23 protein-coding genes are annotated in these 20,848 nt (G+C 75.0%); 13 read left to right on the top strand and 10 right to left on the bottom strand.

Translation table 11 applies throughout. The features are described from left to right. Positions 1 to 7: 7 nt before the first annotated feature. On the bottom strand, positions 8 to 622 hold the full coding sequence (locus tag ACIBQ8_RS01985) for a peptide deformylase (protein ID WP_397190728.1): 615 nt from the start codon (positions 620 to 622) through the stop codon (positions 8 to 10). Between the two features lie 164 nt (positions 623 to 786). On the opposite strand from ACIBQ8_RS01985, the gene ACIBQ8_RS01980 reads away from it, so the two are divergent. The 4 genes from ACIBQ8_RS01980 to ACIBQ8_RS01965 all read left to right on the top strand — a co-directional run bounded on the left by ACIBQ8_RS01980 (position 787) and on the right by ACIBQ8_RS01965 (position 4,343). Beyond that, positions 787 to 1,674 carry a hypothetical protein gene (locus tag ACIBQ8_RS01980; RefSeq protein ID WP_397190727.1) on the top strand — a complete coding sequence of 296 codons (888 nt, stop codon included), beginning with the start codon at positions 787 to 789 and terminating at the stop codon, positions 1,672 to 1,674. 113 nt (positions 1,675 to 1,787) lie between these two features. Continuing rightward, positions 1,788 to 2,834: a methyltransferase gene (locus tag ACIBQ8_RS01975; protein WP_397190726.1), complete on the top strand. Its 1,047-nt coding sequence runs from the start codon at positions 1,788 to 1,790 to the stop codon at positions 2,832 to 2,834. Between the two features lie 64 nt (positions 2,835 to 2,898). Further along, positions 2,899 to 3,747, top strand: a complete 849-nt coding sequence (locus tag ACIBQ8_RS01970; protein ID WP_397190725.1) for a GNAT family N-acetyltransferase — start codon at positions 2,899 to 2,901, stop codon at positions 3,745 to 3,747. A gap of 131 nt (positions 3,748 to 3,878) precedes the next feature. After that, positions 3,879 to 4,343 (top strand): PepSY domain-containing protein, encoded by a 465-nt coding sequence (locus tag ACIBQ8_RS01965; protein ID WP_397190724.1) that lies wholly within the window; start codon positions 3,879 to 3,881, stop codon positions 4,341 to 4,343. 95 nt (positions 4,344 to 4,438) lie between these two features. Here the strand turns inward: ACIBQ8_RS01965 and ACIBQ8_RS01960 are convergent, their stop codons facing one another. The 3 genes from ACIBQ8_RS01960 to ACIBQ8_RS01950 are packed head-to-tail and all read right to left on the bottom strand — an operon-like array spanning position 4,439 to position 7,100. After that, the gene (locus ACIBQ8_RS01960) at positions 4,439 to 5,050 is read right to left on the bottom strand and encodes a class I SAM-dependent methyltransferase (RefSeq protein WP_397190723.1); all 612 of its coding nucleotides are present in this window, start codon (positions 5,048 to 5,050) and stop codon (positions 4,439 to 4,441) included. Next, entirely contained in the window at positions 5,047 to 5,718 is a 672-nt protein-coding gene (locus tag ACIBQ8_RS01955; protein ID WP_397190722.1) for a TIGR04282 family arsenosugar biosynthesis glycosyltransferase, read from the bottom strand. The genes ACIBQ8_RS01960 and ACIBQ8_RS01955 overlap by 4 nt, the downstream gene beginning before the upstream one ends. A gap of 41 nt (positions 5,719 to 5,759) precedes the next feature. Continuing rightward, entirely contained in the window at positions 5,760 to 7,100 is a 1,341-nt protein-coding gene (locus ACIBQ8_RS01950; RefSeq protein ID WP_397190721.1) for a glycosyltransferase 87 family protein, read from the bottom strand. A 128-nt stretch (positions 7,101 to 7,228) separates the two neighbouring features. Between ACIBQ8_RS01950 and ACIBQ8_RS01945 the strand changes: the two genes are divergently transcribed. Beyond that, on the top strand, positions 7,229 to 8,209 hold the full coding sequence (locus ACIBQ8_RS01945) for an NAD-dependent epimerase/dehydratase family protein (RefSeq protein WP_397168233.1): 981 nt from the start codon (positions 7,229 to 7,231) through the stop codon (positions 8,207 to 8,209). After that, a complete protein-coding gene (locus ACIBQ8_RS01940) occupies positions 8,206 to 8,895 on the top strand; it encodes a glycosyltransferase family 2 protein (protein WP_397168231.1) in 690 nt (229 codons plus the stop codon). Before ACIBQ8_RS01945 ends, ACIBQ8_RS01940 begins: the two co-directional genes overlap by 4 nt. On the opposite strand, the gene ACIBQ8_RS01935 is transcribed toward ACIBQ8_RS01940, so the two are convergent. Continuing rightward, the gene (locus ACIBQ8_RS01935) at positions 8,873 to 9,205 is read right to left on the bottom strand and encodes a YnfA family protein (RefSeq protein ID WP_352325964.1); all 333 of its coding nucleotides are present in this window, start codon (positions 9,203 to 9,205) and stop codon (positions 8,873 to 8,875) included. The two genes, ACIBQ8_RS01940 and ACIBQ8_RS01935, sit on opposite strands and share 23 nt — an antisense overlap. A gap of 179 nt (positions 9,206 to 9,384) precedes the next feature. Then, a complete protein-coding gene (locus ACIBQ8_RS01930; protein ID WP_397168229.1) occupies positions 9,385 to 9,534 on the bottom strand; it encodes a hypothetical protein in 150 nt (49 codons plus the stop codon). Between the two features lie 96 nt (positions 9,535 to 9,630). Here ACIBQ8_RS01930 and ACIBQ8_RS01925 point away from each other — a divergent pair, with 96 nt between their 5' ends. Together ACIBQ8_RS01925 and nhaA are read left to right on the top strand one after the other, a co-directional pair. Further along, complete coding sequence (locus ACIBQ8_RS01925; protein ID WP_397168228.1) at positions 9,631 to 9,777, top strand: hypothetical protein; 147 nt, start codon at positions 9,631 to 9,633, stop codon at positions 9,775 to 9,777. 101 nt (positions 9,778 to 9,878) lie between these two features. Then, positions 9,879 to 11,093, top strand: coding sequence for a Na+/H+ antiporter NhaA (gene nhaA, locus ACIBQ8_RS01920; protein ID WP_397168226.1), 1,215 nt, complete (start codon positions 9,879 to 9,881; stop codon positions 11,091 to 11,093). Here the strand turns inward: nhaA and ACIBQ8_RS01915 are convergent. Further along, positions 11,090 to 12,046, bottom strand: coding sequence for a helix-turn-helix transcriptional regulator (locus tag ACIBQ8_RS01915; RefSeq protein WP_397190719.1), 957 nt, complete (start codon positions 12,044 to 12,046; stop codon positions 11,090 to 11,092). The two genes, nhaA and ACIBQ8_RS01915, sit on opposite strands and share 4 nt — an antisense overlap. Before the next feature lie 72 nt (positions 12,047 to 12,118). Here ACIBQ8_RS01915 and ACIBQ8_RS01910 point away from each other — a divergent pair, with 72 nt between their 5' ends. The 5 genes from ACIBQ8_RS01910 (at position 12,119) to ACIBQ8_RS01890 (ending at position 17,272) form a co-directional block, all read left to right on the top strand. Then, complete coding sequence (locus tag ACIBQ8_RS01910) at positions 12,119 to 12,877, top strand: DinB family protein (protein WP_397168223.1); 759 nt, start codon at positions 12,119 to 12,121, stop codon at positions 12,875 to 12,877. A gap of 1 nt (position 12,878) precedes the next feature. After that, the gene (locus ACIBQ8_RS01905) at positions 12,879 to 13,586 is read left to right on the top strand and encodes an alpha/beta fold hydrolase (RefSeq protein WP_397168222.1); all 708 of its coding nucleotides are present in this window, start codon (positions 12,879 to 12,881) and stop codon (positions 13,584 to 13,586) included. A 68-nt stretch (positions 13,587 to 13,654) separates the two neighbouring features. After that, positions 13,655 to 14,731, top strand: coding sequence for a phosphate ABC transporter substrate-binding protein PstS (gene pstS, locus ACIBQ8_RS01900; RefSeq protein ID WP_397168220.1), 1,077 nt, complete (start codon positions 13,655 to 13,657; stop codon positions 14,729 to 14,731). Between the two features lie 103 nt (positions 14,732 to 14,834). Beyond that, positions 14,835 to 15,794, top strand: coding sequence for a polyphosphate kinase 2 (gene ppk2 / locus ACIBQ8_RS01895; protein WP_397190718.1), 960 nt, complete (start codon positions 14,835 to 14,837; stop codon positions 15,792 to 15,794). A gap of 371 nt (positions 15,795 to 16,165) precedes the next feature. Next, positions 16,166 to 17,272, top strand: a complete 1,107-nt coding sequence (locus ACIBQ8_RS01890) for a mandelate racemase/muconate lactonizing enzyme family protein (protein WP_397168216.1) — start codon at positions 16,166 to 16,168, stop codon at positions 17,270 to 17,272. Positions 17,273 to 17,333: 61 nt separating this feature from the next. Here ACIBQ8_RS01890 and ACIBQ8_RS01885 read toward each other — a convergent pair whose 3' ends face one another. Genes ACIBQ8_RS01885 through ACIBQ8_RS01875 form a run of 3 tightly spaced genes read right to left on the bottom strand, consistent with a single transcriptional unit; the run spans position 17,334 to position 20,842 of the window. Then, positions 17,334 to 18,341, bottom strand: coding sequence for a dihydrodipicolinate synthase family protein (locus ACIBQ8_RS01885; RefSeq protein WP_397190717.1), 1,008 nt, complete (start codon positions 18,339 to 18,341; stop codon positions 17,334 to 17,336). Between the two features lies 1 nt (position 18,342). Further along, entirely contained in the window at positions 18,343 to 19,368 is a 1,026-nt protein-coding gene (locus ACIBQ8_RS01880) for an NAD-dependent epimerase/dehydratase family protein (RefSeq protein WP_397168213.1), read from the bottom strand. Then, positions 19,355 to 20,842, bottom strand: a complete 1,488-nt coding sequence (locus ACIBQ8_RS01875) for a beta-N-acetylhexosaminidase (protein ID WP_397190716.1) — start codon at positions 20,840 to 20,842, stop codon at positions 19,355 to 19,357. The genes ACIBQ8_RS01880 and ACIBQ8_RS01875 overlap by 14 nt, the downstream gene beginning before the upstream one ends. Positions 20,843 to 20,848: the final 6 nt, after the last annotated feature.

The raw sequence follows: 20,848 nt of genomic DNA, 5'->3' as shown, positions 1-20,848 counted from the left end.
GGCGGCGTCAGGGCCGGGGGGCCAGGAGACGCTCGTGGTTGGCGGTGGTCGACAGCGAGCGCAGGTCGGCGCGGTCGAGGTAGATCGCGCCGTTCAGGTGGTCGGTCTCGTGCTGGGCGATGCGGGCCGGCCAGCCGGACAGCTCCATCTCGTACGGGCGGCCGTCCCCGTCGAGGGCCGACAGCCGCACCCGCGCGTGCCTCGGGACGACGGCGGTCAGCCCCTCCACGCTGAGGCATCCCTCGTAGAACGCCCGGAGACCGGAACCGACGGGCGTCACGACGGGGTTGACCAGCTCCAGCGGCGGCTGCGGCACGCGTTCGCGCTCGGCGGCCAGGTCGGGCGGCAGCTCGGCCGGGTCCTCGATGACCGCCAGCGCCAGCGGGATGCCGACCTGCGGCGCGGCCAGGCCCACCCCCACGCCCGGCAGGTGCCGGAACATCGCGTCGAGCAGCTCGCGCAGGAGGGCGTCGGAGAGCTGGCCGTCGTACGGCTCGGCGGTCCTGCGCAGCACGGGGTCGCCGATCTGGGTGACCGACCACGGCCTGGGGGAGGCGAGCAGGGCGTGCACCCGCTCGGTCAGCTCCTCGGCGCTCCGGCCGGTGCCGTTCAGGGGGCTCATGGGGGTCCTTCCGCTCGACGTCGCTCGCTCAGCAGACGGTAGAGCATGCCCGGTGACCCGGTTTCGGCGGGTAAAGAGGGCTAGAAACATTCATAGAGTAGTTGATCCACTGCAATGGGTAATGATCGCTGCGGATGATCACGTAACGTCGCAGGGAGACACCCATGTGCAAGAGAACGATCGCCGTCCTCGGCCTGGCCGCAACGGGGCTGCTCACGGCGGCGGGCCCGGCGGCGGCCGAGGACGGCAGCGCGGCCGCCGCTCCGTGCTTCGCCGCCCGGCTGGAGATCACCGGCGGGCCCTCGGTCACGGCGGGCACCCTGCTCGACACCTCGGCCGTGCGGACGTTCCTGCAAGGGCTCGTCCGCCCGGCGGACCGGCCCGGGGCGCTGCCGCGTTCGGCGGACGCGTCGTTCGCCGAGGCCGCCGAGTTCCCCGGCGTGCTCGACGCCTTCCTGCTCGACGTCGAGCAGGAGATCGGGGTGAGCAGGCCGGACGGCGGCACGCAGGAGACCCGGCCGACCGCGGCGGACGGCGACACGCTGGCCCGACGGATCCTGGAGCCGCTCGTCGCCGACGCCCTGGGCTGCCCACCTGCCCCCGGCACGTCGGCTCCCGTCACGTCGGCTCCCGTCACGTCGGACACCGTCACGTCGGACACCGTCACGTCGGACACCGGCTGGGCTGAGACCGGCACGTCGGCCGCCGGGTCGTCGGCCGAGGCCGAGCCGTCGTCCCTGCTGGACGCCGCGGGGGCCACGGCGGTGCTCGAAGCGCTGGTCAACCGGCCCGAGACCTGCGTCACCGACGGCGCCTCGACCATCCGCGCCGGCGACGACGGCATGTCGGTCACGGCCTCGTCGTCCCGGGTGTCGCTGCTCGACGCGCTCGGCGTCAGAAGGACGCTGGACGTCCTGACCGGCCGGCCCCCGGCGGCCTGCCCCGCTGCCGACGTGCCCCTGTCGGCGGCGGCGACCGCCGAGCAGGACCGGCCGGCGTCGCTCCTGGGCGGCCTCGGCCTCGGATCACTGTTCTCCAGGCTCCTGGGGTGACGCACTCCCCGGAGGCGGCCCCCGCGCCAGGGTGCGCGCGGCGGGACGGGCCGGGGATCGCGTGGTAGGTTGCGGGCGAGCCTTGATCCTTTCGGGAGAAGGGGGCTGCGGCCGTGACAGGCACCGGCGACGAGACCGTCCACCCGACGGCGTGGCAGGCGGCGTGGGAGGTGCTGGCCCCCGTCACGGACATGGTGACCCCGATGGCCGTTCGCGTCGCGGCCACCCTGCGCCTGACCGATCTGATGGGCGGCGACGAGCTGCCCGTCGAGGAGCTGGCCCGCCGGTCGGGCGCCGACCCCGACGCCCTGGGCCGGATGCTGCGCCACCTCGCCTGCCACGGCGTCTACGCCGAACGGGAGCCCGGCGTGTTCGCGGTCAACGAGCCCGCCGCGCTGCTGGCCTCCGGCCATCCCTCCATGATGCGCGACCGGCTCGACCTCGACGGCTTCGGCGGGCAGATGGACGTCGCGTTCACCGGCCTGCTGCACACCGTCCGCACCGGGCGGCCCGCGTGGGAGAGCGTCCACGGCGCCCCGATCTGGCGCCATCTGGCCGCCCACCGGCAGGTCGGCGAGTCGTTCGACGCCCTGATGGCCGCCGGCGCCGACGACCTCGCCGACGCGGCAGAGGGGTACGACTGGTCCGGCGTACGGCACGTCGTGGACGTCGGCGGCGGCACCGGCGCGCTGATCGCCGAGATGCTGAGGGCCCACCCGGGGCTGCGGGCCACGCTCGTCGACCTGCCAGACACGCTGGAGCGGGGCCGGCGGCACCTGACCGGGCTCGGGCTGGACGGGCGGTGCGCGTTCGCCGGCCAGAGCTTCTTCGAGCCGCTGCCCCCGGGCGGCGACGTCTACGTGCTCAGGCGCGTGATCCACGACTGGGACGACGCCGACGCCGCGCGCGTCCTGCGGCGCTGCGCCGACGCGGCCGGGCCGCACGGACGGGTCGTCGTGATCGAGTCCCGCGGCGGCGCCGGCGACGCCCCGGCCATGTTCGCCGAGATGGACCTGCGCATGCTGGTGATCAGCGGCGGCCGGGAGCGCACCGTCGCCGACTACGCCGCGCTCGCCGACGCGGCCGGGCTGGACGTGGCCGGGGTGCGTCACACGCCGCTCGGCAACGTCGTCCTCGACTGCGTCCCCCGAAGCGGCTGACCGGCTCTTCTCCGGAGCGGCCCCGCGTGGTGACATACTTGATCATCCCCATGCGAAGGAGACCATGGTGACCATCGACCTCGAATGGGCCGCGCTGTCCGCCACGGACCTGCCGGCGATCACGGGGCTGGCCGGCAGGTGCGCGGCGCACGACGGCGGGCTCCCGGCCACCGCGTCGCCCTCCTTCCTGGAACGCCGGTACATCACGGGCATCGCGGTGGGCGCGTTCACGGACGGGCGGCTGGTGGCCTGCGGGGCCGTGCGGCCGGTGGGCGAGACGTCGGCGGCGACCGGCCTGGTCGACCCCGACCACCGCGGACGGGGGCTGGGGTCGGGCCTGCTCGACCGGCTGGCCGCCGAGCCCGGGAAGGTGCGGCTGGAGACCGAGTCGCTGACCCCGCAGGCGCACGAGCTCTTCCTGGCGCGCGGGTTCCGCCAGACGTTCGCCGAGGACGTCTTCCGGCGCGACCTGGCCCGGCCGCTGCCGGACGTCCCGATGCCGGCGCAGGTGACGGTCGAGGAGTGGTCGCCCCTCACCGAAGGAGCGTTCCACCAGGCGTACTCCGCGTCCTTCGCCGACCGTCCGGGCTTTCCCGGGTGGACGCGGGAGCAGTGGGTGGACTGGCTGGTCGACGACGGGTTCCTGCCGGGGTGCTCGCTGGTGGCGTTCGAGGGGGACGTCGCCGTCGGGTTCGTGACGTGCGCGGATGAGTTCCTGGTCCAGGTCGGTGCCGTGCCGGGGTGGCGGCGGCGCGGGCTCGCGCGGGCGCTCGCCGTCGCGGCGCTCGGACGTATGCGCGAGGGCGGCGCCGGCCAGGTCTTCCTGGACGTCAACGTCAACAACCCGGCCTCGGCCGCGCTCTTCGGCGGTCTCGGGTTCGAGAAGATCGCCCGCCGCGCCCGTTACGAGTAGGTCCGTCGGGGGTTGCGGGGGGAGTTCGGCGTCTTAACCGGACGTTAGGGTTGTCGCAGTTCGTCGCTATCGTCCTGGCGGCCACTCTGGGAGGCGTCAGGACGACGACCGAACCGACGGAGTGATTCCGCATGCGTAAGCCTATGATCATCGCTGGACTGGCCACGGCCGGTGTGCTCGCCGCCGGCGTCGGCACCGCCTTCGCCACCGCCTCTGCCCCCACCTCTGCCCCCACGTCCGCTCCCACGTCCGCGCCGGCTCCGGCGGTCGCCCGGGAGCAGGCCGAGAAGACGGCGCTGGAGAAGGTGCCGGGCGGCAAGGTCACCTCGGCCGAACTGGAGAACGAGGACGCCGGCCAGGTCTGGGAGATCGACATCGACGCCGCCGACGGCACCGAGCGCGAGATCACCGTGGACGCCGCCAAGGGCACCGTCCTCACCGACGAGACCGACGACGAATCCGACGACCACGGTGACGACCCCACGGCCGCCCAGACCGCCAAGACCGACGGCGACCACAACCAGACCGCCAAGGGCGACGACGACGCCGACGACCACGGCAAGGCGGGCAGCGACGACGACGCCGACGACGATTGAGCGCCGCCAACCGTCCGCCCGCCCGCCGCTGACCCCGGTGCGCCCTGGGCTGCCCCCGCCCGGCGCTGGATCCCAGTGCCGGGTGGGCCTTGGGGCTAATGGAGGTGGGCCAGCCAGCGGTCGTGTGCCGGGTGGCAGTGGGTGGACGTGAATCCCGCGTTCGTGGCCAGGCGGCCGATGTCGGCCGCTGAGACGGTCGCCCAGCCGAACCACTCCCCGGTATGCGCGCCCCGGCGCAGGCGTACCCGGTCGACCCGGCTGCGCGTCCAGGGCGGGGCGATCTCGGCCAGGACTGTGCCGTCCGGCCGCACGAGCTGCCGGACCCGGCGGAGCAGGGCGGCGGGGTCGCCGCCGATGCCGATGTTGCCGTCGGCGAGCAACGCCGTCGCCCACTGGCCGGTGCCGGGGACGTCGTCGAAGACGTCCCGCAGGAGGGCGAACCCGCCCGCCCGGCGGGTCAGGGCGACGGCGTGCGGCGTGACGTCGATGCCGAGCGAGGCGACGCCGCGCCGGGTCAGCGCCGCCGTGAGCCGGCCGGGGCCGGAGCCGATGTCCAGCGTGGGGCTGCGGCAGTGGCTCAGGATGTCCTCGTCGCCGTCGATCGGCGCCGACCAGCGCGCGGTCGCCAGTTCGGCGCGGGTGCCGTCCAGGTACTCGATCTCGGCACGCTCACCCGCGAGCGCGGCCGCATAGATCTCCCCGATCATCGGCCCGGCCTCCCGGTGGCCCGGCTCTCCTCGGTCACCGGTCTGGCCGCCTGTTCGCGGTGCAGGGTTCGGAGGGTGGTGGCGAAGTACGTGGTGGGGGACTGGTGGGCCACTTCGGTGGCGGTTGTGGCGGTGTCGACGTCGATCAGTTCGGGCAGGTGGTGGACGGTCAGGCCCGCGCGGACGAGCCGGTCGAGCTGGACCTTGCCGGTCTCCGGGTGCGACATCGGCACCCCGAGGAGCAGCGCCGGGTCCGGCCGCCGCAGCCCCAGCAGCCAGAAGCCGCCGTCGGCCGCCGGGCCGTACACCGCGTCGTGGTCCGCCAGCGCCTCCCCGGCCTCGCGCAGCAGGTCGGGGGTGACCTGCGGGGTGTCCATGCCGATGAGCACGACGGGTCCCGGCCGCAGCCGGTGAGTGTCGGCGAAGGCCGCCGCGAGGCGCTCGTCCAGGCCGGCGCCGCGTTGCGGGATCACCACGAAACCCGGGGGCAGCCAGCGGCCCGGCAGGCCGTCCAGGGCGAGGACCCGCTGGGCGGCGGGGGTCGCGGCGACGGCGCGCAGGCTGTCGCGGAGCGCGGCCTCGGCCAGCGCGGCGGCCTCGGCCGGACTGTACGGGGGCGTCAGCCGGGTCTTGACGCGCCCGGCCACGGGCTCCTTGGCGATGAGCACGATCTGCGGCAGGTGCTCGAACGTGGGACGGCTCAGCTTCCTCAGTCCTTCCGTGCCGATGACAGCAGGTGATCGCCGCGAGACCGGCGCGCGGCCCAGCCGGCCAGCACGGCCAGGGCGGCCACGGCGTACGCGGGGGTGCCGGGGGTGCCCGGGGCCGCCGGGCCGGCGGTGTAGGCGACCGCGCCGGCCAGGGCGACGCCCAGCCACTCCCACCGGCCGTCCAGCGCGACCAGGGCGACGACGAGCAGCGCGTACCAGGAGTAGCCGGGGGTGAACAGCAGCAGGAGGGAGCCGCTGACCAGCAGCGCGCCGCGCCAGGGCCGCCCGGCGTCGCCGTACCGCAGGACGGCCAGGACGACCAGGCCGAGCAGCGCGACCGCGGCCCAGGGCGCCCACCCGTCCGGCACGAGCAGCCGCAGGACGGCGTAGCGGTTCCCGCCGCCGGGCCCGTCGTAGCGCTCCTCCTTGAGGTAACCCGGCAGGTAGCCCGCCACCGAGGCGCCCGAGGCCAGCACGTACGGCAGATAGGACAGCGCGATCACGAGCCCGGCGGGCACGACGACGCCGAGCACCCGCCGCCAGGCCACACCCCCACCCGGCCCCCTGCCCGGGGACAGCACCCCGGACAGCGCGCCGGGCACCGCGGTCACGGGCAGCAGCTTGGCCGCCACGGCCGCGCCGAGCAGCGCCCCGCGCCCCCGCACGGCGGTGAAGGCGAGCACCACCAGCAGCACGCCCAGCAGGTCGACGTGCGCGTTGTTCACCGCCTCCACCGGCACGGCCGGGCACCACGCCCAGGACGCCGCCCGCCGGGCCCCCGCCGCCCGGCACAGGATCGCCAGCACGGCCACGGCCGCCGCGAAGCCGCCGAGCTGGAGCGCCTTGTGCCGCACCCCGTCCGGCGACAGCCAGTGGACCAGCAGGAAGTAGCCCTGCGCGACCGGCGGATAGATCGTCGGCTCGGTGGGGCGGTTGATCCGGGTGCAGCCGCCGCCGGGCAGGGGCCACAGGGCCGGGGCGTCGCAGGCGGCCGGGAAGAGCCAGTCGTCGCGCAGCCGGACGAGCGCCGGGTCGGCCGGCGGGTGGTCGTAGGGCGAGATGCCGGCGGCCTGCACCCGGCCGTCCCAGGCGTACCGGAAGGAGTCGGTGCTGCTGCTCGGCGGGGCCGCCAGGCCGGTCGCGGCGAGCGTGATCCCGCCGGCCAGGACCAGGACGGCCGCCCGCCGCTCCGGCAGCCGGGCGGCCTGCCACAGCGCCGCTGCGAACAGCGCCCAGGCCGCCAGGTACCAGCCCAGGTGCGGCGGGCCCGTCACCAGCCGCAGCACCACGGCCGCCAGGGCGGCGAGCGTCCCGGCGGCCGCCGTCGTCTTCCGGTCCACGGCGGCAGCCTCGCATCCCGGGGCCGGTGTGAGGGGGCCGCGGCGGTTGACGTTCGCCGTTCGTAAGAACCCTTACGAACCGCGAACGCGGCTTGGGCCCGCCCGGCCCGGCGGCTACCGTCGGCGGCGTGAGAGTGATGGTCACCGGCTCGGCCGGCTTCATCGGCGGACACGTCGCCGAGGCCCTGGAGGCGGCGGGGCACGACGTCGTCGGCCTCGACACGCGGACCGGCGCGGACGTGCGCGACGCCGCGGCCCTGGACGCGCTGCTGCCCGGCGTCGATGCCGTCGTGCACCAGGCGGCCAAGGTGGGCCTCGGCGTGGACGTCTCCGACCTGCCCGCCTACGCCTGCGTCAACGTCTTCGGCACCGCCGTGCTGCTGGCCGCCATGGCCAGGCACGGGATCACCCGGCTGGTGCTGGCCTCCTCGATGGTGGTCTACGGCGAGGGACGTTACGCCTGCGCCGCGCACGGCGACGTCCGGCCCGGCCCGCGGACCGCGGACGACCTGGACGGCGGCCGGTTCGAGCCGCCCTGCCCGCGCTGCGGCGAGCCCCTGAGCTGGGCGCCGATCGAGGAGGACGCCCGGACCGATCCGCGCAACGCCTACGCCACCAGCAAGCTCGCCCAGGAACACCTGGCCGCCAACTGGGCGAGGGAGACCGGCGGGGCCGTCGCGGCCCTGCGGTACCACAACGTCTACGGGCCCCGCATGCCGCGCGACACCCCGTACGCCGGGGTCGCCGCGATCTTCCGCTCCGCGCTGCGGGCCGGCCGGGCGCCGGCGGTGTTCGAGGACGGCCGCCAGCTCCGCGACTTCGTCCACGTGCGCGACGTGGCCGGGGCGAACCTGGCGGCCCTGACCGCGTCCTTGCCGCCCGGCGGGCTGAGGGCCTGGAATATCGCCTCAGGCACGCCGCGCACCGTGGGGGAGATGGCCCGCGTGCTCGCCGCCGGGTGCGGCGGCCCGGGCCCGCGGGTGACCGGCGGCTACCGGCTGGGCGACGTCCGGCACATCGTCGCCTCGCCCCGGCGGGCCGAGGCCGAGCTCGGCTTCCGCGCCGCGATCGGGTTCGAGTCCGGGATGACGGAGTTCGCCCGGTCATGACGATCGACGTGATCCTGCCCTGCCTGGACGAGGAGGCCGCGCTCGCCTGGGTGCTCGGCCGCATGCCCGCCGGCTACCGTCCGATCGTCGTCGACAACGGCTCCACCGACGGCTCGGCGCGGGTCGCCCGCGAGCTCGGGGCGCGGGTGGTCGCCGAGCCCGTGCGCGGGTTCGGGGCCGCCTGCCACGCCGGGCTGCTGGCCTCCTCCGCCGACCTGGTCTGCTTCATGGACGCCGACGCCTCGCTCGATCCCGCCCAGCTTCCCCGGGTGGCCGGGCCCGTCCTCGACGGGGAGCTCGACCTCGTGCTCGGACGCCGGCGGCCGCGCGGCGCCGGCGTCTGGCCCGTGCACGCCCGGCTGGGCAACGCCGTCCTGGCCCGGAGCCTGCGCCGCCGCACCGGGGTGGCGCTGCGCGACCTCGGGCCGATGCGGGCCGCCGCCCGCGTGCCGCTGCTGTCGCTCGGGACGGCCGACCGCCGCTTCGGCTACCCGCTGGAGACGGTGCTGCGCGCCGCGGCGGCCGGTTGGCGGATCGGCGAGACGGACGTGGACTACCTGCCCCGCGCGGGCCGCTCGAAGGTGACCGGCACCCTGCGCGGGACGCTGCGGGCCGTCGCCGACATGCGCCGCGTCATGGCGGACGCGCACCCCGGGGACGGGGTCAGGCGCGCGGGGCGTACATGATGACCAGGACGCCGGCCAGGCAGATCAGGGCGCCGACGACGTCCCAGCGGTCGGGGCGGAACCCGTCGGCGACCATGCCCCACACCAGGGACCCGGCGACGAAGACGCCGCCGTAGGCGGCCAGGATGCGGCCGAAGTTGGCGTCCGGCTGGAGGGTGGCGACGAAGCCGTACAGGCCGAGGGCGACGACGCCGCCGCCGATCCACAGCAGGCCGCGCTGCTCGCGCACGCCCTGCCAGATCAGCCACGCGCCGCCGATCTCGGCGAGCGCGGCCAGGGCGAACAGCAGCAGCGAGCGGATCATCGTCATGACGGTCAGTACATCGCATCCGCGCGGGCGGCGGCGGGGAGGGGGCAGCCGGGGCCGGTGCAGCCGGTCAGGCTGTCGCAGCCGGCGGCGACCACCTGCGTCAGCGACTCCCGGACGGTGGCCAGGTCGGCGATCCGCGCGGCGATCTCGGGTGAAGCCGAGCCGCTGGGCGGCCTTGATCACGGTGAGCAGCGCGACGGTCCCCGGCGGGTACGCGCGGTGCGCGCGAACAGCTCGCCGAACTCGGCCACCCGCAGCGGCCGTTCGGCGGTGGGCAGCGTGCAGGCGGACGGCGTCCAGCCGGGGGAGAGGGGCAGGTCTGCGGTCATGTGCCGACGGTAACCCCGTACCCGGGTACCGGATTCAAGGGGCGGCGGGAACTTGTAGGGTAGGAGGAGGACACGATCGGACAAACGGGAGGCAAGGTGCACATAACCCGCCCCTGCCTCTGCCTCGCGCGTGAGCGGCACGGTCGTCCGCTGCGCCCGCTGGAGTTCCGTCCGATCGGCACGAACGGCTACGTCAGCACGTGGGGCATCATCGCGGGCATCCGCCCGCCGCAGGGACGCTGAGCGCCCGCACCCCGGCGTGATCCGGGGGCGGTCGCCGTGGGGCCGTGGGCCGCGCCTTGGGCGGCCCGATCGTTTCCGTACCGTCCTGGAGTTCTCCCTTCATGTCTGCCTCCTCGCGGATCATCACTGCCCTGCGCTCCGACGCGGTCGGCGGCGTCCTGCTCATCGTCGCCGCCCTGACCGCGCTGGCCTGGGCCAACTCGTCCCTCGCCGGCTCCTACGAGGCCCTGCGCACGTGGTCCTTCGGCCCGGAGGGGCTGGGCCTGCGCCTGAGCGCGCAGGCGTGGGCCGCCGACGGGCTGCTGGCGGTGTTCTTCTTCATCGTCGGCAACGAGCTCAAGCAGGAGCTCGTGCACGGCGAGCTGCGCGACCCGCGCCGCGCCGCGCTGCCCGTGGTGGCCGCGCTCGGCGGCGTGGTGGTGCCTGCGCTGCTGTTCCTGGCGGTGAACGCCGCCGCGCCGGGCGAGGCGGCCCGCGGCTGGGGCGTGCCGATGGCCACCGACATCGCCTTCGCGCTCGCCGTCCTGGCCGTCGTGGGCCGCGGCCTGCCCGCCCCGCTGCGCACGTTCCTGCTGACGCTGGCGACCGTGGACGACGTGTGCGCGGTCGTCGTGATCGCCGTCGGCTACACCTCGGGGCTGAACCTCGCCGCCCTGGCCGGGGCCGCCGCCGCGCTGTGCGTGTGGGCGTACCTCCAGCACGGGCGGGGGCGCGCGGTCACCGCCGTGCGCCGCGCGCTGCCCGCCTGGCTGCTGTACGGGCCGCTCGCCGTGCTGATCTGGGCCCTGGTGCACGCCTGCGGGGTGCACGCGACCATCGCCGGCGTCGCGATGGGCCTGCTGATGCGCACCAGGCCGCGCGCCGGCGAGCAGGAGCCGCCCTCGCAGCGCGCCGAGCACGCGTTGCGGCCGTTCTGCGCCGGGGTGGTGCTGCCGGTGTTCGCGCTGCTGTCGGCCGGGATCTCCCTGTCGGGGGCGGGCGGCTTCTGGACGGGGACCGTGACCTGGGGCGTGCTGGCCGGGCTGCTGGCCGGCAAGCCGCTCGGCATCGTCGGCGCCGCCTGGCTCACCGCGCGGCTCACCAGCGCCCACCTCAACCCGCGGCTGGGCTGGAGCGACATCGCCGGGGTCGGTGTGCTGGGCGGCATCGGCTTCACCGTCTCGCTGCTGATCGCCGAGCTGTCCTACGCCGGGCCGGGCCACCTGACGCAGGCCAAGGGCGCGATCCTGCTGGCCTCGGCGGCGGCGTCCGTACTGGCCGCCCTGATCCTCGGCGCGCGCGTCCGCCGGCACCGGACGGTCGCGCGGGCGGCCTAGCCGGGCAGCGCGGCGGCCAGGCGGGCGGCCAGGCTCGCGACCGCCGCGCGCAGTTCAGGCCCGCCCTCGACGCGGAAGGCGAACGGCACGGCCGGCAGCCACTCCTGGGCGTACATGGCCGGGTTGCCCGTGCTGCCGACCAGCACGCAGCCCTCGCCGTGCGGTTCGAGCCGTCCCATGGGCGGGCGCACCCAGGGCGCCACCTCGGCCAGGGGCGCGTCGAAGACCACGCGGGCCGCGTACGCCCATCCGGCGCCCAGGTTCTCCTCCAGCGCCGCCACCGGGTCCAGCCCGTCGGGCGGCCGGAACCCGTGGACGGTCTCGTGCACGGCCCGGACGCGGTCGACCCGGTAGGTGCGGATCGCGCCGGCGCGGTGGGAGTGGCACAGCAGGTACCAGCGCCCGTACCGGACGACGACCGCCCAGGGGTCGACCTCGGCCTCCCACTCCGTGCCCGACCCGCTCCGATAGGCGATGCGGACGCGCCGCCGGCCCGCGGACGCGGCGACCAGCGCGCTGGTCACGGCGACGCCGGGACGGGCCGCGTACCGGTCGGGCGCGGCGGAGGCGTGCTCGCGCAGCGCGGCGGCCTGCCGTCCGACGCCTTCCGGCAGGGCCCGGATGACCTTGGACAGGGCCGTGCCCACCAGGTCGTCGGCGTCGGCGGCGGCCGGCTGGCCGTCGAGCACCGCCATGACCAGGGCCAGCGCCTCGGGCTCGGTGAAGGCGACCGGCGGCAGCCTGGTGCCGCGGCCGAGCCGGTAGCCGCCGTAGGGGCCTCTGGCCGACTCGACGGGGATGCCCGCCTCGCGCAGGATGCCGACGTACCGGCGGGCGGCGCGCTCGGTCACGCCCAGGGCCGCGGCCAGCTCACCGGCCGTCACGCCGGGACGCTGCCGGAGGACCTCCATGGCGCGCAGGGCCCGCGCGGTGGGGCTGAGTTCGGTCGGCATCCGAGCAGACTAGAACGGTCACGGCAGGAACCGGAAGTAGAACGTCCGGAATACGTCCTACCGTGTGGCGTCATGACCGAATCCCGGGAAGAACCAGAGGTCGAAGGCGTGAGCGTGCGGCGGGCCACGTTCACCCGGCTGCACGTGCGCGACGTCCGCGTCCGCGCGGCCGACCTGTCCGGCGTGCGCGTGAGCGGCGCCGAGCTCGTCGACGTCGAGATCAGCGGCGAGCTGCGCAACGTCGTGGTGAACGGCGTGGACATCGCCCCCCTCGTCGAGGCCGAGCTGAACCGCCGCATGCCCGAGCGCGCCCGGATGCGTCCCGACGACCCCGAAGGCTTCGTCGAGGCGTGGGCGATCCTGGACCGGCTGTGGGCCGGCACCCTCGCCCGCGCGGCGACGTTCCCCGAGGCGGCGCTGCACCGGCGCGTCGACGGCGAATGGTCCTTCGTCCAGACGCTGCGGCACCTCAACTTCGCCTCGGCCGCCTGGGTCGGCCGGATGATCCTGGGCGACCCCTCGCCGTGGCACCCGCTCGACCTGCCGTGGGACGAGGCCCCCGGCTGGGACGGCGTCCCGTGGGACCGCGCGGCCCGGCCGCCGCTGGCGGAGGTGCTCGCCGTCCGCCGCGACCGCCGGGCCATGGTCGGCCGGGTCATCGCCTCGCTCACCCCCGAGCTGCTCGCCTCACACGTCACCCGCGACGAGCCCGGCTGGCCGCGGCTGGCCGGGTTCCCCCTCAAGGAGTGCCTGCACATCGTGCTCACCGAGGAATGGGAACACCGGCTCTACGCGGAACGCGACCTGAACGCACTGGAGAAAGAAGACTGACATGGACATCCTGCTCATCGGCGGCCTCTGGCTCGACGCCTCCGCCTGGGACGAGGTGACGCCCGCGATCGAGGCGCTCGGCCACCGTCCCGTGCCGGTCGCCCTCCCCGGCCAGGGGGACGGGAACGCCGCCGCCACGCTCGCCGACCAGGTGGCGGCGGTGCTCGCCGCCGTGGACGCGGCCGACGGGAAGCCCCTGGTGGCCGGCCATTCCGCGGCCTGCACGCTGGCCTGGCTGGCCGCCGACGCGCGGCCGGACAAGGTGGGCAAGGTCGCCTTCATCGGCGGTTTTCCCGCCGCCGACGGCGACGCCTACGCCGACTTCTTCGAGGCCGTGGACGGCGCCATGCCGTTCCCGGGATGGGAGCCCTTCGAGGGGCCGGACTCGGCCGACCTCGACCAGGAGGCAAGGGAGAGGTTCGCCGCCGCCGCGGTCCCCGTCCCCGAGGGGGTGGCCAAGGGCGTGGTCCGGCTGACGGACGAGCGGCGCTTCGACGTGCCGGCCGTCGTCGTGTGCCCCGAGTTCAGCCCCGCGCAGGCACGGGAGTGGATCGGCGGCGGGCAGGTCGCCGAGCTGGGCCGGGCTAAGCACCTCGACCTCGTCGACCTCGACTCCGGCCACTGGCCCATGTTCACCAGGCCGGTCGAGCTGGCCCGCCTCCTGGCCGCCGCGGCCGACGGGACGCCGGGCGGCTTGGCGACAAGGTAACCCTTCGTGTCCGGGGGCTTGACCCCGGGATGACGGGTCCGGACGCGTCCGGTTCATAGCCTTGTGCAATGGCAAGGCTGACATGGACGGCCAAGTCGGTCCTGGTCGCCGTGCTCGTTCTGGTCGGCGGGGCCGCCGCCGCGGCCGGGGCCGTGTTCCTGAGCATGAGCAGCGAGGACGGCGCCGCTCCCGAGCCGGTGGTCGCGTGGCTGCACGGCTCGGGCTCGACCGCGCAGAAAGGAGCCATGGACGCCTGGACCGGCGAGTTCGAGCGCGTCCACCCCGAACTGCGCGTCGTCTACGAGGCCAACGGCTCCGACCACGGCATCGAGGACTTCATCGCGGGACGCAGCGCGTTCGCCGGCTCGGACGTGCCGATGACCCCGGAGGAGCAGGCGCGGGCCGACCGGCGCTGCGGCGGCCGGGCCGAGCACCTGCCGATGGTGGTGGCCCCGGTCGCGGTGGCCTACAACCTGCCCTCCGTGCCCGGCCTGCGGCTCTCCCCGGCGACCCTGACCGGCATCTTCACCGGCCGCCTCACCAGGTGGAACGCCCCCGAGATCGCCGCCGACAACCCCGGTCACCGCCTGCCGGCCGCCCGCATCCACGTCTTCCACCGCTCCGGCCAGTCCGGCACCACCCAGAACCTCACCGAGTTCCTGCGGGCGACCGGCGGCTGGCCGCACCAGCCGTCCCGGACGTGGACCGGCGCGGGCCAGGGCGTCACCAGCTCCAGCGGCATGACCCAGGTGCTCCAGCACACCGGGGACTCCATCGGCTACGTCGAGTACGGCTTCGCCGGCAGCGCCCGGCTGAGCACCGCGGACGTCCGCAACGCCGCCGGGCAGTTCGTCGCGCTGTCGCCGGAGAGCGCCAGCAAGGCCCTGCAGGGCGCCACGGTCGAGAGCAGCGAGCGCGGGCTGTTGCTGACCTTCGACCACCGGCGGCCGGTCCCCGACGCCTACCCGATCGTGCAGGTCACGTACGAGATCGTCTGCGCGGGCCGCGCGGACCCGCTGGCGCGCGCCTTCCTCGGCTACGCCGCCGGCGACGCCGGCCAGTCCTACCTGGCCCTGTACGGCTACGCCCCGCTGCCGCACGACCTGCTCGCCCAGGTGCGCGGCCGCCTGGGAGCCACGAGCTGAACGGCCCGCGGGATTTTCCGGAACAGTGCCCGCCGGCACGATTAGCCGGCCGCGTCCGGTGAAGAGAGGACGCCATGAACGCGAACATCCGGTCGCGGGCCGCATGACCGGTCCAGGCGACGAGCAGCCCGTGGTCCTCGCCCCCCTGGCGGCCGCGGAGCACAGCGAACTGCTCGACACCACCCCCGGGCTGTGGGTGGACGACGGTGACGACGACGATCCGGTGCTGATGCGCGCCGACGGACGGCCGGTGGACACCTGGCGGCAGCACTACCCCTACGACGAGCGCCTGTCCAGGGAGGTCTACGAGCGGGACAAGCGGCTGCTGCAGATCGAGCTGCTCAAGCTGCAGTACTGGATCAAGGCCACCGGCAGACGGCTGGTGGTGCTGTTCGAGGGGCGCGACGCGGCCGGCAAGGGCGGCACGATCAAGCGCTTCATGGAGCACCTCAACCCGCGCGGTGCCACGGTGGTCGCGCTGGAGAAGCCGAGCGAGCGCGAGCGCGGCCAGTGGTACTTCCAGCGCTACATCGCCCACCTGCCGGCCAACGGGGAGATCGTGCTGTTCGACCGCTCCTGGTACAACCGGGCGGGCGTCGAGCGGGTCATGGGCTTCTGCGACGTGCACGAGTACCTGGAGTTCATGGAGCAGGTGCCCCGCCTGGAGGACCTGCTGGTGGACTCGGGGCTGCACCTGGTCAAGCTCTGGTTCTCGGTCTCGCGGGCCGAGCAGCGCACCCGGTTCATCATCCGCCAGGTGGACCCGGTGCGGCAGTGGAAGCTGTCGCCGATGGACCTGGCCTCCCTCCGCAAATGGGACGACTACACCCAGGCCAAGGAGGACATGTTCCTGCACACCGACACCGAGTCGGCGCCCTGGACCGTCATCAAGAGCAACGACAAGAAGCGCGCCCGGCTGGAGGCCATGCGCCACGTGCTCAGCATCTTCGACTACGACGACAAGGACGAGGAGGTCGTCGGCGTGCCCGACCCGCGGATCGTGATCTCGGCGGGGGACATCTTCGACGAGGACCACGTCGCCTCCCAGGGCACCGACCCGTGACCGCCCGGCTCCGGCGGGCGGCCGGCGGTCTTCGGCGTGGAGCCGGAGGACATGCCCCAGAAGATGTTCTCGCCGGTGGTGTCGCGCAGGCCGTCGTGGCCGGCCGACAGCTTCGCGTACTCCGAGCGCGAAGGCGCGCGCTCCTTGGCGTACTCGACGAGCGTGGCGCCTGCGCCCGGCCGGGTCGCCGGTCAACGTCCGGATGCGGCCAGAGGGGCCCGGTGAAAGGGCCGCATGAATTCCTGCCATTGATTCTGAAATCAATTACGGCGTGCTAGATTCGGGAGGCTTAAATGCTCGGGTAAGCATGAATTCCTGCTCATTGGAGAATGATGAAGTCGCTGGTCGTCGAGCGTATTGAGATATTCGTCGTGGAATTGCCGTCCATCCGTTCGTTCAGTATTTCGGGGGGAAACGTCACCACCGAGGGGAAGCCCGCCGAGCGGGTTCTCGTCAAGGTGACGGCCGGCGGGGTGACCGGGTGGGGCGAGGCCACGCCGACGCCCGCCTGGACGTACGAGACCGTGGAGTCGATCTCGACGACGATCGCCGGCTACCTGGCCCCCGCCCTCCTCGGCCGCCCCGCCTGGGACCTGGACGGCGCCTGCGCGGCCTACGAGAAGGTGATCAACCGCGGGCTGACCATCGGCTCGCCCATCGCCAAGTCCGCGCTCGACATCGCCCTGCACGACCTGCTCGGCCGCGCCCTCGGGGTGCCGCTCGGCGTGCTGTGGGGCCAGCGCCGCCGCGACCGCATCACGCTCGGCTGGATCGTGGCCGGTCAGACGCCCGGCGAGGTGCGGAAGGCGGTCGAGGAGGGGCAGGCGGAGGGCTACCGCGCGTTCAAGGTCAAGGTCGGCCTGCACGACGAGGCGACGGACCTGTCCGTCGTCGCGGCCGTCAGGGATGCGGCCCCCGACGCGCCGCTGTGGGTGGACGCCAACCAGGCCTACACCGTGGACGGCGCGCTGCGCATGGCCCGCAGGCTGGCCGACCTGGACGTCACGGCGTTCGAGCAGCCGCTGCCCGCCAACGACGTCACCGGGCTGCGCCGGCTGCGCGACCACAGCCCGCTGCCGGTCGCGCTCGACGAGAGCCTGCGCCACCCCTCCGACCTGGCCACGTTCGTCAAGCTCGACGCCGTCGACATCGCCATCGCCAAGGTGCAGCGGTCGGGCGGGCTGACGTTGTCGCGCCGGCTGTGCCAGCTCGCCGAGGACGCCGGGCTGCGCATCATGGGCTCGGGGCTGACGGACACCGACCTGGGGTTCGCCGCCTCGCTGCACCTGTTCGCGGCGTTCGGCGTGGACACCCCGGTCGACCTCAACGGCCGCCAGTTCGTGCGCTCGGCGTACGTCGGCGGCTCCACGGTGGAGGTCTCGGACGGCACGGCCCTGGTGCCCACCGGCCCCGGCCTCGGCGTCGAGGTGGACGAGGACGCCGTCCGCGCCCTGTCCACGGCCCACTGGACCGTCTGACGCACGCAAGCCGGGGGCCGGGACGCGTCGCTCCCGGCCCCCGGCTCCCCGGCTCCCCGGCTCAGCGCAGCCAGTCGTCCAGGTGCGCGGCGACGAAGTCGTCGTCCACCAGCCACGGGTAGGCCGCGCTCACCCGCGCGATCTCCGCGGCCTGCCCCGGTGACAGCCCCTCGTCCGGGTCCAGGCACCACGTCCCGGCCAGCAGGCCCTGGCGGCGCAGCACCTCGTGCACCCCGGCGATGCAGCCGCGGAACCCGCCCGCCACGTCGAACACCGCGCCGTTGGCGTCGGTCAGGTCGCCGGCGCGGGCCAGCAGGGAACGCAGGACCTCGTCGTCCCCGGCCCACGCCCGGCGCACCTCGTCGAACATGAGCACCGCCGCCCGCGTCCACACCGCCCACTGGCCGAGCAGCCCGCCGACGATCCGGCGGCCCGCGACGGGGGCGAGCAGGTCGGCCAGGATGTTGTCGTCGTTGCCGGTGTAGAGCGCGATGTCGTCGCCGCGCCCGGACGCCGCCACCGCCCTGACCACGTCGAGCGTGCGATACCGGTCGAAGGGCGCCATCTTGATCGCCACCACCGACTCCTGCTCGCTCAGCGAGCGCCAGAACGACGGGCCGAGCCGGCGTCCGCCCACCGCCTCCTGGAGGTAGAAGCCGATCACCGGCAGCACCTCGCCCACCGCCCTGGCGCGGGCCAGCAGCTCCGGCTCGCCCGCCCCGGGCACCTGGGGCGACAGCAGCACAGCGTGGTAGCCCAGCGAGGCGGCGAGCTCGGCCTCCGCCACGGCCTGGGCGGTCTCGCCGCACGCGCCCGCGACCATGAGGAACGGCCGCTCCGCCTCCTCGGCCACGACCTCGGCGGCCAGCTCCAGCACCGGCCGCAGCAGCCCCGCCCGGCGGATCTCGAACTGCGTCGTGTGCACCGCCACGGCCGCGCCGCCCGCCCCGGAGGCCAGGTAGTAGCGGGTGAGCGCGCGCTGGCGGCGCTCGTCCAGGACGCGCCCTGAGGTCAGCGCCAGCGGGTGGGCCGGGATGACCGTCCCCTCCCGCAGCAGGCCGATCGACATCTCAGAACCTCCCGTCGCGTACCGCGAACTTGGTCGGCTTGCCCGACAGGGGCAGCCCGCGCGACAGCCAGCCGGCCTGCCACGCGATCAGGGTGTCCAGTGGCACGTCCGGGTAGCCGAACAGGCCGTGGCAGCGCGAGGCGTCGCTGAGCAGCGCGGTGCCGCTCTCGACGCCGGCGAAGGACGCCTTCGTCCCCATCGCGGCGGCCAGCCGGGCCGCCGTGCGCCGCACCGAGGCGGTCTCCGGGCCGGTCAGGTTCAGGGTGAACGCCTCCGGGGCGCGCGCGTGCCGCAACGACCGCAGCGCGACCTCGTTGGCGTACCCCTGCCAGACGACGTTGACGTGCCCGGTGGTGAGATCCACCGGCTCGCCCGCCGCCACGGTGGCCGCGAGGTCGGCCAGCACGCCGTAGCGCAGGTCCACCGCGTAGTTCAGGCGCAGGATCGCGACCCTGGTGCCGTACGCCGCGGCGGCGTGCTCGAAGACGCGTTCCCGGCCCAGGCAGCTCATCGCGTACTCGCCCACCGGGTCCGGCCGGTCCTCCTCGGCGCTGCCGCCGCCGGCCACGTCCACCAGCGGGTAGACGTTGCCGGTGGAGAACACCGCGATCGCCGAGTCGCGGTAGCGCCGGGCCACGGCGGCCGGCAGCGCCGCGTTGACCGCCCACGCCTGGTACGGCGCCGCCGACGTGCCGAACTTGGCGCCCGCCATGAACACGACGTTGGCCGCGTCGGGCAGCCCGGCCAGGTCGCCGCCGGACATCAGGTCGGCGGCGACCACCTCGACGCCCTCGTCGGCCAGCGCCCGCGCCGCCCGGCCGTCCGACCAGCGGGACACCGCGTACACGCGGGCCGAGCCGCGGCCCGCCGCCTCCAGGGCCCGCCGCGCCAGCCGGACCAGGCTCGGCCCCATCTTGCCGCCCGCGCCGAGCACGACGAGGTCGCCGTCCAGCCCGGCGAGGTCGGCGGCCAGCGCGGCCGACGGGGTCGCCAGCCGGTCCTCCAGCTGCTGCTCAGAGGTGAACACGCGCGGCTCCTTCGGGTCGCCGGTAGGCCACGCCCATCCGGTCCAGCAGGGGGAGGTGATCGGCCAGCCGCCGGGTGAAGCCGCCCAGGTCGCGGCCCGCCGACCAGGCGGCCTCGGCCACGGCGCACAGGCGCGGGAAGGCGTTGTAGTCGAAGCGTTCCCTGGTGGGCAGGTACTCGCCCCACAGCTGGGCCTGCAGGCCGAGCACCGAGTCGCCGGCGTCGTACCGGTAGACCGTCTCCAGGGGGAGCGGGCCGGAGATGCTGACCGGCTCGCCCGGCGCGTCGGACTCGGCGTAGTCGAGGTAGGTGTGCGTGTGCGGCGCGGCGACCACGTCGTGCCCGGCGCGCAGGGCCGCCTCGATCCGGTCCACGCCCCGCCAGGCCATGATCACCATGTCCTCGGGCGGGTCGTGGTCGAGCATGTCGTCCCAGGCCACCGCGCGGCGGCCGAGCCCGCGCAGGTGCCCGGCGAGCAGCCGGCCCCACCAGCCGAGCAGGGCCCGCGGCCCGTCGAGCCCGGCCTCGGCGACCCGCCGCGCGGCCTCGGGGTCGGCCGCCCACTCCTCGGCGCGTACCTCGTCCCCGCCGATGTGCACGTACCGGGACGGGAACACGTCGCACAGCTCGTCCAGCACGTCGCGGGCGAACCCGGCGGCCCGCTCGCCCACGTTGAGCACGTGGGAGGAGATGCCCCACGACGTCCGCACCTGGACGGGCGTCCCGGAGGGGTGGCCCAGCCACGGGCAGGCGGCGACGGCGGCCTGCGAGTGGCCGGGGAACTCGATCTCGGGGACCACGCTCACGCCGCGCGCCGCCGCGTAGGCCACCAGGTCGCGCAGCTCCCGCTGGGTGTAGAAGCCGCCGTGCGGGACGCCGTCGAACCGGCCCTCGCGGGCGTGCCCGGCCGGCGACTCGGCGCGGCGGGCCCCGGCCTCGGTCAGCCGCGGGTGCGCGCGCACCTCGAACCGCCAGCCCTGGTCGTCGGTCAGGTGCAGGTGCAGCACGTTGAACTTGTGCAACGCCAGCAGGTCCACGTACGACCGCAGGAAGGACATCGGACGCCACCAGCGGGCCACGTCGATCATCACGCCGCGCCAGGCGTACCTGGGCACGTCGCGCACCGTCCCGCAGGGGACGCCGCCGGGGCCGTCGAGCTGGCGCAGCGTCTGCACGCCCCAGCGCAGCCCGGCGACGCCGGCCGCGGCGATCACCGCCCGCTCCGGGGTGACGTCGAGGGTGTAGCCCTCCGCGCCGAGCGACGGGTCCGGCACCAGCCGCAGCTCGATCTCGCCGGGGGCGTCGCCGCCCGCGGCCGGTCCGAGCAGCTCCCTGGCCAGGGCGGCGTGCGGCCCGCGCACCGGCGCGCGCACGCCGGGCTGGAACGTTCCCTCGCCCCGACGTGCCGAGGCGGGCAGGGGGATCACCGGCGGGACCACCGGCGGGATCACCGGCGGGATCGCTGTCGGGATCACCGTCGG

It is taken from the genome of Nonomuraea sp. NPDC049646 (assembly GCF_044465525.1).
Classification (GTDB): domain Bacteria; phylum Actinomycetota; class Actinomycetes; order Streptosporangiales; family Streptosporangiaceae; genus Nonomuraea.
The sequence above is the reverse complement of the archived record's forward strand: the minus strand, read 5'-3'. Positions and strand labels throughout refer to the sequence as shown.

What these genes read in the sequence shown, in the direction of transcription:
- ACIBQ8_RS01985 (WP_397190728.1), bottom strand. Translation starts at nt 622, where the DNA reads ATGAGCCCCCTGAACGGCACCGGCCGGAGCGCCGAGGAGCTGACCGAG.
- ACIBQ8_RS01980 (WP_397190727.1), top strand. Translation starts at nt 787, where the DNA reads ATGTGCAAGAGAACGATCGCCGTCCTCGGCCTGGCCGCAACGGGGCTG.
- ACIBQ8_RS01970 (WP_397190725.1), top strand. Translation starts at nt 2,899, where the DNA reads ATGGTGACCATCGACCTCGAATGGGCCGCGCTGTCCGCCACGGACCTG.
- ACIBQ8_RS01965 (WP_397190724.1), top strand. Translation starts at nt 3,879, where the DNA reads ATGCGTAAGCCTATGATCATCGCTGGACTGGCCACGGCCGGTGTGCTC.
- ACIBQ8_RS01960 (WP_397190723.1), bottom strand. Translation starts at nt 5,050, where the DNA reads ATGATCGGGGAGATCTATGCGGCCGCGCTCGCGGGTGAGCGTGCCGAG.
- ACIBQ8_RS01940 (WP_397168231.1), top strand. Translation starts at nt 8,206, where the DNA reads ATGACGATCGACGTGATCCTGCCCTGCCTGGACGAGGAGGCCGCGCTC.
- ACIBQ8_RS01935 (WP_352325964.1), bottom strand. Translation starts at nt 9,205, where the DNA reads ATGACGATGATCCGCTCGCTGCTGCTGTTCGCCCTGGCCGCGCTCGCC.
- ACIBQ8_RS01930 (WP_397168229.1), bottom strand. Translation starts at nt 9,534, where the DNA reads ATGACCGCAGACCTGCCCCTCTCCCCCGGCTGGACGCCGTCCGCCTGC.
- nhaA (WP_397168226.1), top strand. Translation starts at nt 9,879, where the DNA reads ATGTCTGCCTCCTCGCGGATCATCACTGCCCTGCGCTCCGACGCGGTC.
- ACIBQ8_RS01915 (WP_397190719.1), bottom strand. Translation starts at nt 12,046, where the DNA reads ATGCCGACCGAACTCAGCCCCACCGCGCGGGCCCTGCGCGCCATGGAG.
- ACIBQ8_RS01910 (WP_397168223.1), top strand. Translation starts at nt 12,119, where the DNA reads ATGACCGAATCCCGGGAAGAACCAGAGGTCGAAGGCGTGAGCGTGCGG.
- ACIBQ8_RS01905 (WP_397168222.1), top strand. Translation starts at nt 12,879, where the DNA reads ATGGACATCCTGCTCATCGGCGGCCTCTGGCTCGACGCCTCCGCCTGG.
- pstS (WP_397168220.1), top strand. Translation starts at nt 13,655, where the DNA reads ATGGCAAGGCTGACATGGACGGCCAAGTCGGTCCTGGTCGCCGTGCTC.
- ppk2 (WP_397190718.1), top strand. Translation starts at nt 14,835, where the DNA reads ATGACCGGTCCAGGCGACGAGCAGCCCGTGGTCCTCGCCCCCCTGGCG.
- ACIBQ8_RS01885 (WP_397190717.1), bottom strand. Translation starts at nt 18,341, where the DNA reads ATGTCGATCGGCCTGCTGCGGGAGGGGACGGTCATCCCGGCCCACCCG.